Annotated in this window: 12 protein-coding genes; 10 read left to right on the top strand and 2 right to left on the bottom strand. The window is 68.7% G+C overall.

All coding sequences use genetic code 11. The features are described from left to right. Positions 1-121: 121 nt before the first annotated feature. The 5 genes from AC1DKN_RS00460 to AC1DKN_RS00440 all read left to right on the top strand — a co-directional run bounded on the left by AC1DKN_RS00460 (position 122) and on the right by AC1DKN_RS00440 (position 8,305). Complete coding sequence (locus tag AC1DKN_RS00460; RefSeq protein ID WP_476870176.1) at positions 122-3,832, top strand: nitrate reductase subunit alpha; 3,711 nt, start codon at positions 122-124, stop codon at positions 3,830-3,832. Further along, positions 3,832-5,574: a nitrate reductase subunit beta gene (gene narH / locus AC1DKN_RS00455; RefSeq protein WP_476870175.1), complete on the top strand. Its 1,743-nt coding sequence runs from the start codon at positions 3,832-3,834 to the stop codon at positions 5,572-5,574. The genes AC1DKN_RS00460 and narH overlap by 1 nt, the downstream gene beginning before the upstream one ends. After that, positions 5,571-6,191: a nitrate reductase molybdenum cofactor assembly chaperone gene (gene narJ, locus AC1DKN_RS00450; RefSeq protein WP_476870174.1), complete on the top strand. Its 621-nt coding sequence runs from the start codon at positions 5,571-5,573 to the stop codon at positions 6,189-6,191. The genes narH and narJ overlap by 4 nt, the downstream gene beginning before the upstream one ends. A gap of 2 nt (positions 6,192-6,193) precedes the next feature. Next, entirely contained in the window at positions 6,194-7,006 is an 813-nt protein-coding gene (gene narI, locus AC1DKN_RS00445; RefSeq protein WP_476849858.1) for a respiratory nitrate reductase subunit gamma, read from the top strand. Between the two features lie 75 nt (positions 7,007-7,081). Continuing rightward, complete coding sequence (locus AC1DKN_RS00440) at positions 7,082-8,305, top strand: MFS transporter (RefSeq protein ID WP_476849857.1); 1,224 nt, start codon at positions 7,082-7,084, stop codon at positions 8,303-8,305. A gap of 24 nt (positions 8,306-8,329) precedes the next feature. Here the strand turns inward: AC1DKN_RS00440 and AC1DKN_RS00435 are convergent, their stop codons facing one another. Next, positions 8,330-9,667: a DUF445 domain-containing protein gene (locus tag AC1DKN_RS00435; RefSeq protein WP_476870173.1), complete on the bottom strand. Its 1,338-nt coding sequence runs from the start codon at positions 9,665-9,667 to the stop codon at positions 8,330-8,332. Positions 9,668-9,717: 50 nt separating this feature from the next. Here AC1DKN_RS00435 and AC1DKN_RS00430 point away from each other — a divergent pair, with 50 nt between their 5' ends. The 5 genes from AC1DKN_RS00430 to AC1DKN_RS00410 all read left to right on the top strand — a co-directional run bounded on the left by AC1DKN_RS00430 (position 9,718) and on the right by AC1DKN_RS00410 (position 12,587). Continuing rightward, positions 9,718-10,617: a glycerophosphodiester phosphodiesterase gene (locus AC1DKN_RS00430; protein ID WP_476870172.1), complete on the top strand. Its 900-nt coding sequence runs from the start codon at positions 9,718-9,720 to the stop codon at positions 10,615-10,617. Positions 10,618-10,714: 97 nt separating this feature from the next. Next, positions 10,715-11,161 carry a DoxX family protein gene (locus tag AC1DKN_RS00425; RefSeq protein ID WP_230008480.1) on the top strand — a complete coding sequence of 149 codons (447 nt, stop codon included), beginning with the start codon at positions 10,715-10,717 and terminating at the stop codon, positions 11,159-11,161. Then, positions 11,122-11,931 carry an AzlC family ABC transporter permease gene (locus tag AC1DKN_RS00420; RefSeq protein WP_476870171.1) on the top strand — a complete coding sequence of 270 codons (810 nt, stop codon included), beginning with the start codon at positions 11,122-11,124 and terminating at the stop codon, positions 11,929-11,931. The genes AC1DKN_RS00425 and AC1DKN_RS00420 overlap by 40 nt, the downstream gene beginning before the upstream one ends. Further along, entirely contained in the window at positions 11,928-12,239 is a 312-nt protein-coding gene (locus AC1DKN_RS00415; protein WP_476849852.1) for an AzlD domain-containing protein, read from the top strand. Before AC1DKN_RS00420 ends, AC1DKN_RS00415 begins: the two co-directional genes overlap by 4 nt. 108 nt (positions 12,240-12,347) lie before the next feature. Then, a complete protein-coding gene (locus AC1DKN_RS00410; protein ID WP_223914633.1) occupies positions 12,348-12,587 on the top strand; it encodes a hypothetical protein in 240 nt (79 codons plus the stop codon). A gap of 51 nt (positions 12,588-12,638) precedes the next feature. On the opposite strand, the gene AC1DKN_RS00405 is transcribed toward AC1DKN_RS00410, so the two are convergent. After that, a complete protein-coding gene (locus AC1DKN_RS00405; RefSeq protein WP_028275272.1) occupies positions 12,639-13,271 on the bottom strand; it encodes a TetR/AcrR family transcriptional regulator in 633 nt (210 codons plus the stop codon). Between the last annotated feature and the right edge of the window lie 174 nt (positions 13,272-13,445).

Below are 13,445 nucleotides of genomic sequence, written 5' to 3'. Positions count from 1 at the left end.
GCCGGCCGGCTGGCCCTGAACTGCGGGGCCGGCCGGGCAGCTCCCGGGCCGCCCGGACCCGGGCCTGCCACAGTGTCCTAAGGCCCTGTTCCGGCCAGAGGGGGCACCCTAGCTTGAAGGAATGACTGCCGGAGACGCGGCGGGGCTGGACGGGCCCGCCTCGGATGCAATGTTGAAGCTGGGCCGATTCTTTACGAAATGGGACCAGACCGACGACGGCAGGGCGGTGTTCCGCGAGGGTGGCCGCAAGGGCGACATCTTTTACCGGGACCGCTGGAGCCACGACAAGGTGGTCCGGTCCACGCACGGGGTGAACTGCACCGGCTCCTGCTCCTGGAAGGTGTACGTCAAGGACGGCATCATCACCTGGGAATCCCAGCAGACCGACTACCCCTCCGTGGGCCCGGACAGCCCGGAATACGAGCCGCGGGGCTGCCCGCGCGGCGCGGCCTTCTCCTGGTACACCTATTCACCCACCCGGGTGCGTTTTCCGTATGCGCGGGGCGTCCTCGTCGAGATGTACCGCGAGGCCAAGGCCCGGCTGGGTGACCCGGTGCTGGCCTTTGCCGACGTCGTGGGCGACCCCGAGCGGCGCCGCCGCTACCAGCGCGCCCGCGGCAAGGGAGGCCTGGTGCGGGTCTCCTGGCAGGAGGCGATCGAAATCGCCGCCGCCGCGCACGTGAACACCATCAAGGCCTACGGCCCGGACCGCTGCGCCGGCTTCTCGCCCATCCCGGCGATGTCCATGGTCTCGCACGCCGTGGGGACCCGCTTCATCCAGCTGATCGGCGGGGTGATGACGTCCTTCTACGACTGGTACGCCGACCTCCCCGTGGCCAGCCCGCAGGTGTTCGGGGACCAGACCGACGTCCCGGAATCGGGGGACTGGTGGGACGCCCGGTATTTGATGATGTGGGGATCCAACGTCCCCGTCACCCGCACCCCGGACGCGCACTGGATGGCCGAGGTGCGGTACCGCGGCACCAAGGTGGTCACGGTCAGCCCGGACTATGCGGACAACACGAAGTTCGCCGACGAATGGCTCCCCGCACAGGCCGGAACCGACGCCGCGCTGGCCATGGCGATGGGGCACGTCATGCTCAAGGAATTCTTCGTCGACCGTGAGGTGCCGTTCTTCGCCGACTACGTCCGCCAGTACACCGACCTGCCGTTCCTGGTCCGTCTCGAACGGCGCGACGACGGCTCCCTCACCCCGGCCAAGTTCCTCACCGCCAAGGACCTTCCCGCCGAGTCGCTGACCGAGGACGCGGCGTTCCGCACCGTCCTGTTCGACAAGAAGACCGGGCTGCCGGCGGTCCCCAATGGCTCGATGGGCTTCCGCTACTCAGAGAGCGGCGAGGGCAAGTGGAACCTGGACCTCGAAGCGATCGAACCGGCGCTGTCCCTCCGGGAAGTCTCAACGGAAAGCGCCGAGATCCTGCTGCCGTGCTTCGAGGACGCCGGCGGGGACGGTAGTGTGCTCCGGCGCGGTGTTCCCGTCCTGGAGCTGGAAGGCCAGCTGGTCACCACCGTCTTCGACCTCATGCTGGCCCAGTACGGGGTCGGCCGCGACGGGCTCCCGGGGGAGTGGGCCGCCGGCTATGAGGACGCCGCGACGCCCTACACGCCGGCCTGGCAGGAGGAGATCACCTCCGTCCCGGCGCAGGCCTGCATCCGGGTGGCCCGCGAATTCGCACGCAACGCCGAACAGTCCAAGGGCCGGTCCATGATCATCATGGGCGCCGGGATCTGCCAGTGGTTCCACGGCGACACCACCTACCGGGCGGTGCTGGCCTTGGTGATGCTGACCGGCTGCATGGGCCGCAACGGCGGCGGCTGGGCGCACTACGTCGGCCAGGAAAAGACCCGGCCGGTCACCGGCTGGCTGTCGCTGGCCAACGCCCTTGACTGGTCCCGGCCGCCGCGGACCATGATCGGCACCGGCTACTGGTACATGCACACGGACCAGTGGCGGCAGGACGGCTACTCCGCGGATGCGCTGAAGTCCCCGCTCTCCACCGGGGCCCTGGACGGCATGCACACCGCGGATGCCCTCGCCCAGTCCGCCCGGCTCGGCTGGATGCCGTTTTACCCGCAGTTCGACCGGAACCCGCTGGACCTCGCGGACGAAGCCGGGGCGGCCGTCGCCGCCGGCACCGCTACGGACGCCGCCGGCTACATCGCCGATGCCCTGAAGAGCCGCACCCTGAACCCGGCGATCGAGGACGTGGACGCCCCGGAAAACTGGCCTCGGACCCTCGTGCTGTGGCGCTCCAACCTGTTCGGCTCCTCGGCCAAGGGCAACGAGTACTTCCTGCGGAACCTGCTGGGAACCCACAACAATGTCCTGGGCCAGGACCATGCCGAGGGGCTCAAGCCCAAGGATGTGAAATGGCATGAGCAGGCGCCCGAAGGAAAGCTCGACCTGCTGGTTTCCGCGGACTTCCGGATGACCTCCACCACCCTGCTGTCCGACGTCGTGTTCCCGGCCGCCACCTGGTACGAAAAACACGACCTGTCCTCCACCGACATGCATCCGTTCGTGCATGCCTTCACCCCCGCGATTGACCCGCCGTGGGAGACCAAGACGGACTTCGACACCTTCCACCTGCTGGCCCAGGAGTTCTCCCGGCAGGCCAAAACCCACCTCGGCGTCCGCCGGGACCTGGTGAGCGTGCCGCTGCAGCACGACACGCCCGGCCAGTTGGCCCAGCCCGGCGGGATTGTGCGGGACTGGCGGGACATGTCCGTCCCGGCGGTCCCGGGTCAGAACATGCCCATTTTTTCCGTCGTCGAGCGGGACTACACCGCCATCGCGGACAAGCTCGCCGCCGTCGGGCCGCTGGCGGACAAACTGGGCTTCACGGTCAAGAACGTCACGTACAAACTTGCCGGCCCGTTGGACCGGCTCAGCCGTTCCAACGGGGTGATGCTTGGCGGCGCCGCGGACGGCCGTCCCGCGATCGATACGGACGCGAAGATGGCCGAGGCCATCCTGGCGTTCTCCGGCACCACCAACGGGGCGCTGGCCGTGCAGGGCTTCAAGGACCTGGAAATCCGCACCGGGAGGAAACTGGCGGACCTGGCCGAGGGCTCCGAGGAAAAATACATCACTTTCGCCCAGACCCAGGCCGGCCCGGTTCCGGTGATCACCTCGCCGGAATGGTCCGGCTCCGAGACTGGCGGCCGGCGCTATGCACCCTTCACCATCAACGTCGAGCGGCTCAAGCCCTTCCACACCCTGACCGGCCGGATGCACTTCTTCCTGGACCACGACTGGATCCGGGACATCGGCGAGGCGCTGCCGATCTACCGGCCGCCGCTGGACATGCACCGGCTCTTCGGCGAACCCAGGCTCGGCCAGGACGGGTCCATGGAGGTGGTGGTCCGCTACCTGACGCCACATTCCAAATGGTCCATCCACTCCGAATACCAGGACAACCTGCTGATGCTCTCGCTCTCCCGCGGCGGGCCCACGGTCTGGATGAGCCCCGCCGACGCGGCGGCCATCGAGGTCAAGGACAACGACTGGGTGGAGTGCCTGAACATCAACGGCGTCCTGGTGGCCCGGGCGATCGTCAGCCACCGGATGCCGGCCGGTGTGGTCTACGTCCACCACGCGCAGGAACGCACCATCGACGTGCCGAAGTCCGAGGCCACCGGGAGGCGCGGAGGCATCCACAACTCCGTGACCCGGCTGCTGGTCAAGCCCTCGCACCTGATCGGCGGCTACGCCCAGCTCGCCTACGCGTTCAACTACCTTGGCCCCACCGGAAACCAGCGCGACATGGTGGCCACCGTCCGGCGTCGTTCCCAGGAGGTGCAGTACTGATGCGTGTCATGGCCCAAATGGGCATGGTCATGAACCTGGACAAATGCATCGGCTGCCACACCTGTTCCGTAACCTGCAAGCAGGCCTGGACCAACCGTGCCGGCACCGAATACGTCTGGTTCAACAACGTCGAAACCCGGCCCGGGCAGGGCTATCCGCGCCGCTACGAGGACCAGGAGAAGTGGCACGGAGGCTGGGCGCTGAACAAGCGCGGGAAGCTGGTGCTCAAGGCCGGCGGCCGGGTCAAGAAGCTCTTCGGGATCTTCGCCAGCCCGGTCCAGCCCGAGCTCAAGGACTACTACGAGCCCTGGACCTACGACTACAAGACCCTCGTTGACGCGCCGCTGGGCGACGACTTCCCGGTGGCCCGGCCCAAGTCCCTGATCACCGGGGAGGACACCAAGATCACCTGGTCCGCGAACTGGGACGATGACCTCGGCGGCTCCGCCGAGAACGGCCACCTGGACCCGATCGTGGAGAAGGTCCGGCGGGAATCCGAGGACAAGATCAAGTTCGCGTACGAACAAACCTTCATGTTCTACCTGCCGCGGATCTGCGAGCACTGCCTGAACCCGTCCTGCATGGCCTCCTGCCCCTCCGGCGCGATCTACAAGCGGGTGGAAGACGGGATTGTGCTGGTGGACCAGGACAAATGCCGCGGCTGGCGCCAGTGCGTCACCGGCTGCCCCTACAAGAAGATCTACTTCAACCACAAGACCGGCAAGGCCGAGAAGTGCACCTTCTGCTACCCGCGGGTGGAGGTGGGGCTCCCGACAGTCTGCTCCGAGACCTGCGTGGGCCGGTTGCGGTACCTGGGGCTGTTCCTGTACGACGCCGACGCCGTCACCGCGGCGGCCTCCGTCACGGACCCCCGGGAACTCTACGACGCCCAGATGGACGTGCTGCTGGACCCGAACGACCCCGCCGTCCAGGCCGAGGCCCGGGCCCAGGGCATCCCCGAAGACTGGATCGACGCCGCCGGGCGCTCGCCGGTCTACGCCCTCGCCAAGGTCTACAAGGTGGCGCTGCCGCTGCACCCGGAATACCGGACCATGCCGATGGTCTGGTACGTGCCGCCGCTCTCACCCGTGGTGGACCTGCTGCGCGACCAGGGCCACGACGGCGAGGACACCGGCAACCTTTTCGGCGCCATCGACGCGCTGCGCATCCCGGTGGAATACCTCGCTGAACTCTTCACCGCCGGCGACGCGGACCGGGTGACCGCGGTGCTGAAGAAGCTCGCCGCCATGCGCTCCTTCATGCGCGGCATCAGCCTCGGCGACGACCCGGACGACGCCATCCCGGAGGCCGTGGGGATGGACAGCCAGAGCATGTACGAGATGTACCGGCTGATGGCGATCGCGAAATACGAGGAGCGCTACGTTATCCCGAAGGCCCACGTGGAGCAGGCCCACGACCTCGAGGAAATGGGCTGCTCGCTCGACTTCGAGGGCGGCCCGGGCATGCAGGATACCGCCCACTTCGGCGAAGCCAGCGGCCGGCCCGTCCCCGTGGCGGTGGAAACCTTCAACGCCCTCCGGGACCGGCAGACCTCCGGCTCCGCGCCCGGGGAAACCACCCTGCGCGGCAGGGTGAACCTGCTGAACTGGGACGGCACCGGAGCGCCCTCCGGGCTTTTTCCGGAAAAGGCGTTACTTCCGGAAAAACCGCCTCCGGAGAAACCGCCGCCGCCGAAACCGGCGGGCCCCGCGGAATCCCCTCCGGCGGGGGAGCAGCCATGACCCGCCGCCAGCAGGTCCTCTACCTCGCCGCGGCCTGGTGCCTGTCCTACCCTGACGAGGAACTGACCGGCCGGGTCCCGCTGATGCGGGCCGCGCTGGCCGAGTTCCCCGGCGCCACGGCGGACTTCGTTGCGGTCCTGGACCACCTGGAGTCCACGCCGCCGATCCAGCTCCAGTCCCAATACGTGCGCGAGTTCGACCTCGGAAAGCGCCACGCCCTGCACCTGTCCTACTGGACTGACGGGGACACCCGGCGCCGCGGCGAAGTTCTGGGCAACTTCAAGAAGACCTACCGGCAAAGCGACACCCTGGTGGACACCCACGGCGAACTGCCCGACTACCTCCCGATGGTCCTCGAATACGCCGCGCTGGTGGACCTCGAGGCCGGCCGCGAGCTGCTGACGCGCTTCCGGGCGAGCCTGGAGATGCTCCGCTTCGGGCTGCTCAGGGACCAGCTGCCGCACGCCCGGATCCTGCAGGCCGTCTGCGCCACGCTGCCCGGGAAATCCCCGGCGGACGAGCAGGCCGTCATGCGGATGGCCGGCTACGGCCCGCCCACGGAGGCCGTGGGCCTGGACCCGTACGATCCGCGCCTGCTGCCCGTGAAGGGGGCCTGAGCATGCTGGCATTCGAAGCGGAACCCGGATCCGCCGTCGGACTCACCGCACTGGACATCGTGCTGTGGGGCGTGCTGCCGTACGTCATGGTGGTGGTTTTGGTCGGCGGACTTCTCTGGCGCTACAAGTACGACCAGTTCGGCTGGACCACGAGGTCTTCCCAGCTCTATGAGTCCAGGCTGTTGAGGATTGCGTCCCCGTTGTTTCACTTTGGCCTGCTCGCCGTGATCGCCGGTCACTTCTTCGGCCTGGTCATTCCGATGGCGTGGACCCAGGCGGCCGGGATGAGCCAGGAGTTCTACCATTTCAACGCCCTGCTGGTCGGCGGGATCGCCGGGGTCGGAACCCTGGGCGGGATCCTCCTGCTGATCTACCGCCGCCGGACCACCGGGCCGGTCTTCATGGCCACCACCGGCAATGACAAGACCATGTACGTGGTGCTCACCGCGGCCATCGTGTTCGGGCTGTGGACCACCTTGGCGAGTGTTTTCGAGGGCGAGCACGGGCACAATTACCGCGAGACCGTGGCCCCGTGGTTCCGCTCGCTGTTCATCTTCCAGCCCGACATCGCGGCGATGGCCGCGGCGCCGTTCTCCTTCCACCTGCACACCCTGGTAGGCATGGCGCTGTTCGTGATCTGGCCGTTCACGCGCCTGGTCCACGCCTTCACGGCCCCGTTCCACTACCTCTTCCGCCCCTACATCGTCTACCGCTCCCGGGACCGGGACGCCGCCGGCGCCCGGAGCTCCACGGCCGGCGCCCGGCGGGGCTGGTCCGCCGTCGGAACCCGGGACCGGGACACCAGGAACCGGTGACCCGGTGCCATCGCTGAAGCTGCTTTGCTGAACCGCTTTGCTGAACCGCTTTGCTGAACCGGGAAGGAGACCGCCGTGGCCGGAGCAGTGTCCCCGCCCGTCGCCGCCCCTGCGGGCCGGGCGCTCAATCTGACGCTCGCCACCTCGACCTCCGTGGTGTGCTTCTGGGCCTGGAACTCCATCGCCACGCTGAGCGCGTTCTACACCCAGCATCTGCACCTCAATCCGGCCACCACCGGTGTGCTCGTGGCCATGCCCGTCTTCGTCGGCTCGCTGGGGCGGATCGTCGTCGGCGCCTTGACGGACAAGTACGGCGGCCGCGCCATGTTCACTTTTGTCCTGCTGGCCTCCATCGTCCCGATCCTGCTGGTGGCCGTCGGCGGCAGCCTCGACTCCTTCGCCCTGGTGCTGGCTGCCGGCGTGCTGCTGGGGGTCGCCGGAACCGTCTTCGCCGTCGGGATCCCCTTTGTCAGCGCTTGGTACGAGCCCGCCCGGCGGGGTTTCGCCACCGGCGTCTTCGGCGCGGGCATGGGCGGAACGGCCCTGGCCGCTTTCCTGAACCCCCGGCTTGTCGCCGCCATCGGCTACGTTCCCACCCACCTGCTGATCGCCGCGATTCTGGCGGTCATGGCCGCCATCATCTGGTTCCGATTGAAGGAGGCGCCGGGCTGGACCCGCAGCAACGCGCCCGTGATGCCCAAGCTGATCGACGCCGCGAAGACCCCGGTCACGTGGAAGCTGTGCTTCCTCTACGCAGTCCTCTTCGGTGGCTTCGTTTCCTTCGCCACGTATCTGCCCACGTACCTCCGGGATGTGTACAGCTTCGATCCCAGCGCGGCCGGCGCCCGTACCGCGGGGTTTGCGCTCGCCGCCGTGCTGGCGCGGCCGGTGGGCGGCGTACTCGCCGACAAGATCGGTCCCAAGCCAGTGGTGATCGCTGCCCTCGCCGGCGTCGCCGTCCTTGCCTGGGTGGTGAACCTGCAACCCGACGGCGACGTCCCCGCCGGCCTGACGTTCGTCGCCATGGCGGCGGCGCTGGGCCTGGGCACGGGCGGGGTATTCGCCTGGGTGGGGGTCCTCGCGCCGGAGGGCAAGGTCGGCAGCATCAGCGGGGTGGTCAGCGCGGCCGGCGGCCTGGGCGGCTACTTCCCGCCGCTGATCATGGGCGCCACCTATGACGCCGCGGCGCACAGCTACGCGATCGGGCTGCTGCTGCTCGTCGTGACCGCGCTCGCGGCGCTGGCCTTCACCATCTTCGCCATGCACGGCCGGACCAAGGCCAAGGTCGCGGCCGCCTAGCCCGTACCGCGGAGCGGGGCCCAGCTAGCCGAACAGCAGGGTGGCCAGCGTAAAGATGGCCAGCCCGGCCAGTGCGCCCACCACCGTGCCGTTGATCCGGATGAACTGCAGGTCCCTGCCGACCTGCAGTTCGATCTTCTGCGACGTCTCTTCGGCATCCCAGCGGGCCACGGTGTCCGTGATGACCCCCGCGATGTCCGAGCGGTAGGTCTTCACGAGGTAGCCGGCCGCGTCGCCGATCCAGGCGTTCACCTTGCCGGCGAGCTCGGGATCGACCAGCAGCCGGGTGCCGAAGTCATGCACGGCCGCCTTGAACTTGACGGTCAGTTCGCTGTGCGGGTCATCGACGGCGGTGAGCAGGGCCGTCTTGATGGTCTCCCAGGTGCGGGAGGCGAGCTCGCGGACCTCCGGGTCGCCGAGCACTTGGGCCTTGATGCCCTCGGCGCGGGCGATCATGACAGGATCATGCTGCAGGTCCTGCGCGAGTTCCTTGAGGTACTTGTCGATCGAGAGGCGGACCTGGTGGTGCGGGTCGGACTGCACGGCGCGGGTGAACTTGAGGATCTCCACGTACACCTTGTCGCCCACCAGCCCGTCCACGAACGAGGGCACCCACGTCGGGGACCGGTCGGTGACCAGCCTGTTGACCGTCTCCTGGTTGTCCCGCACCCAGTCCACGGTGCGGTCCACCAGCAGGTCCACCAGCGCATGGTGGTGCCCGTCGTCGAAGATCCGCTCGGCGAGGCGGCCCACCGGCGGCCCCCACGGCGGGGTGAGCAGGTGCTTGCGGACCATGGACTCGATCACGGCCTGGACGTCGTCGTCGTTGAGGACCTTGAACGCGCCGCGGATGACGGCGGCACCCTCCTTGGCGACCCGGTCCGGGCCGCCGGGGCTGGACAGCCAGGCGCCGGCCTTGCGCGCAATGTCTGCGGACGCCAGCTTCTCCTGGACCACCTGTTCGGAGAGGAAATTGGTTTCCACGAATTCGCCCAGCGAGGCGCCGATCTGGTCCTTGCGGCGGGGGATGATCGCGGTGTGCGGGATCTTGATGCCCATGGGGTACTTGAACAGGGCCGTGACGGCGAACCAGTCCGCGAGGGCCCCGACCATGCCGCCCTCGGCCGCGGCGCGGACGTATTCGAGCCCCGGATACTGCTTCTGCAGGGCGAACGCGGCGATGAAGATCACCGCCATGACGGCCAGCAGCGAGAGGGCGAGGAGCTTCATCCGGCGCAGCGCCGCGGCCTTCTCGACGTCGCTGGAGGCAGCGGAACGCTGCCCGGGGGGACCGCCCGGCCGGGCGCCGCCCGGACGTCCCGCGGCGCCGGTCAGGGAAGTCGACTCAGTATTCACCTGCATGAGCCCAGCCTAGCCCGCCACGGAAACGGACGGTCCGCTAACGTGGCACCATGACCACTGATGAGCCTGCCGCCGCCCGGCCTTTGGTCTATGCCCACCGCGGCGCCAGCGGAACCTTCGCCGAGCACACCCGGGCCGCGTACCTGCAGGCCATCGCCGACGGCGCCGACGGCGTGGAATGCGATGTCCACCTGACCCGGGACCAGCACGTGGTGCTCCTGCACGACGCCACCCTGGACCGCACCTCGGACGGCACCGGCCAGGTGGCCGACCGGACGCTGCAAGAACTCCAGGAACTGGACTTCTCCTCCTGGAAGGGAGCCCGGATCCCGGAGGCCTACGGTGCCAAGTCCGGGCAGTTCCTGACCCTGCCGGACCTGCTCGACATCCTGCGCGCGGCCGGCCGCGGGATCGGGCTGGCGATCGAGTTCAAACACCCGAGCCCGTACCAGCTCAGACTCGAGGACCGGGCCCTGGAGGTCCTGAGGTCCCAGGGCTGGGATCCGCGGACGTCGATGCTGGAGAACATCACGGTTTCCTTTATGAGCTTTAGCCCCGACTCCGTAAAACACCTCCTGGAGTCCGTACCGGCCGCGGCTGTCTGCCAGCTCGTGGATGACGTCAATGTGGCGGACATCCGGGAGGAACTGGGCCTCGGTGCCCTGACCGGCGGGGCGCTGGCCAACGTGATGAAGGCCGCCCAGGCTGAGGGGGAACGGATCCTGGCGGCGGCCGGGGCGGGCATTGCCGGCCCCGGCATCGGGTACGTCCGCACGCACGCCCCGGCCGTTCAGCGCTGGCTCGCCTCGGGGCTGCGGTGCCGGGTGTGGACGGTCGACACCGAGGACGACGTCGAACGGTGCCGGAAACTCGGGATCCAGGAGATCACCACCAACTGGCCCGCCCAGGTCCTCTCCCAGCTCATGGCGGACAGCCGGCCCCCACGGTAGCCGTCTGGCTGCTCCACGGATCCTGGGCTGACATCTTCACATCCCCCGAGTCCCGGGCGGATTACGGCCCGCGTGGCCGCTGTGGTTGAGTTGTTGCATGCCATTTCGCCGGCCCGTCCCGGACCTCCAGACGCTGTCCGCGGCAGCGATGAGCGCGCTGCTGCTCACCAGTGCCGCCAAGCACTTCCGCGAGCCTGAATTTTTCCACCCGGTGGTACCTGACTTCCTGTGCCGGGACGACTCCGGCGAGCAGCCGAACGGGCCCCTGGCCGTCCTGTCCCGTGAGGAATGGGTGGCAGTGAGCGGGCTGCTGGAAGCCGCCGCCGCCGTCGGGCTCCTGGTCCCGGCCACCCGGAGGGCCGCCGCGGGCTGCGTCACGGCGATGTTCGCCGCCTTCCTCGCCGGCCACGTGGATGCCCTGCGCAAAGCCTACGGGCCGGAGGGCTCGCCGCGCCGGCGACGCGTGCACACCCTGCGGCTCCCGCTCCAGGCGCCCCTCATCGCATGGGCCTGGACTTTGACGCGGCGGAACCGGCGCCCGTGAAAATCCTGCAGTCACCGGCGGTGCGGATCGGTTTGTCGATCAGCATCGCCACCGGTCTCTACGGCGTCTCCTTCGGCGCGCTGTCCGTAACCTCGGGCCTGGATTTCTGGCAGACCATGGCACTGAGCCTGCTGCTGTTCAGCGGCGGCTCGCAGTTCGCCTTCATCGGTGTGGTGGCCGGAGGCGGGTCCGGCGTCGCAGCGATGGGCGCCGCGACGCTGCTGGGCATGCGCAACGGCATCTACGGCATGCAGATCAATGCCCTCCTGCAGCCGCGCGGGTGGCGGAAGTTTGCCGCGGCCCAGCTGACCATCGACGAGTCCACCGCCACCAGCACAGGGCAGACGGACCCCGACGAGCAGAAACGCGGCTTCTGGACCGCCGGAATCGGCGTCTTTGTCCTCTGGAACCTGTTCACCGCCCTCGGCGCACTGGCCGGCGGGGCGCTCGGGGATCCCAAACAGTGGGGACTGGACGGCGCCGCCGTGGCGGCCTTCCTGGGCCTGCTCTGGCCGCGGCTGAAAGGCAGGGAACCTGTGGCCATCGCGGTGGTCTGCGCGCTGGCCACCGTGCTGGCCGTGCCGTTCGTGCCCCCGGGAGTGCCGATCCTCGTCGCCGCCGTGGTCGCGGCAGGGATCGGCTGGTTCAGCCACGGCCGCAGCGATGAGGGCCTGGAACCGGACGTCGATCCGTACGCGGAGGACCACGTGCACCACCGCCACGACCCGGCCCGCGAATCCCGCGGTGACCGCCTCGGAGACGACGCATGACTCTTTGGATGTGGCTGCTGCTCTCCTGCCTGCTCGCCTACGCCTGGAAGCTGCTCGGTTACCTGGTGCCGGCCAGCCTGCTCCGCAACCCGCGGATGTCCAGGATTGCCGGGACCATGACAATCGGGCTGCTGGCGTCCCTGACGGTGGTCAATGCTGTCGCCTCCGGCCAGTCGCTCGTCCTGGACGCCCGGCTGGGCGCATTGGCGGCGGCGGGCATCGCCTTGTGGTTGCGTGCGCCGTTCCTGGTGGTGGTGATCGCCGGCGCGGCCGCGGCCGCCGGGCTCCGGCTGCTCGGCTGGGACTGACCCGCCAGTGGAACGCCTGACCGCGCTGGAGCGCGGATGGGCTGTGGGTGCCGCCGGAACGGTCTTTAGTCCCTACTTGGTGCCGGGATCCCATGGGAGCATTCGAACATGACTGAACACGACGGCGAGCTGCCGGCTGCCGGCCGGGAGGCTGCCGACGAGCAAGCCGCGGAGCAGCAGGCCGCGGAGCCGCGCAAGGATCAGCGCACCAAGCAGCACGAGCCGTATGTTTCCGGCGGGGCTGAGTCCACCCGGGAAATGCGCGAAATGTCCCGCCGCCGTCGGGAAGCCGAAGAGAAGCTTCAGCAACACCTTCTCGAAGCCAAGGAAAAGCCGGCCGAAGACTAGCGCCGGGCACCGGACTGTCGGGGCACCTGCAGGATCCGGCGCTTATGGGTGCTAGCCGAGAACGGCGTCGAACGCGGTGCCCGTCAGCGGGGCCTGCGGCGGCAACGCCCGGTCCGGCCGCTCCGTCCGGATGGCGTCCTCAACCAGCGCCACGGGCCGGCGCCACGCGTCGGAGCCCGGCTCCATGGTGTCCACGACGCCGATCAGCATGGCCAGCAGGCGGATCATGTCCGTCATGGAAATATCGCTGCGCAGGGTGCCCTGCCCCTGGCCCCGGCCCAGCAGCACGGCGATGGATTCAATCAGGCCACCCGTAATCCCGGTCAGCAGCCCGCGCCGGCCCGCGACAGCTCCCAGCAGGTTGGCCTCTTCGCTGGCGACATGCATCGTGGCATCGATGACCCGAAAGAGCCCTGCGGCGGCGTCAGGATCGGCCAGGGCCTCATCGATGGCCGGGTCCACCTGCAGCCGGAGCTGCTGGTTCAGGGCAGCGAGCACCAGCTCTTCCTTGTCGGCGAAATTCCGGAAAAGGGTGGCGGGACCCACTCCGGCGGTGACGGCAATGGTCTGCAGCGGCACCTCGGGGCCGTGCTCGCGGAAGCACTGGCGGGCCGCGGCGATGATTTTGTCCACGTTGCGCGCGGCATCTGCGCGGAGCGGCCTGCGGTCTACTGCCCGGTTCATTTGCCTAGGGTAGCAACGCGAAGGGTGCGCGAACCTGTTACCGGCGGGTAGTGACTTATATGACGGTGGCGGAGGTGCGCCCGGCCGCTGCCGGGCTGGAATCGCGTGAAAGACTGGTGCCGGACAGCCCGGAAGTTTTCGCCCCCGGTGTCCTGACTGAGTGAAGGGAACCAC

It is taken from the genome of Arthrobacter sp. 01N444, from assembly GCF_056399305.1.
This window is presented reverse-complemented; position numbering and strand designations above follow the sequence as displayed.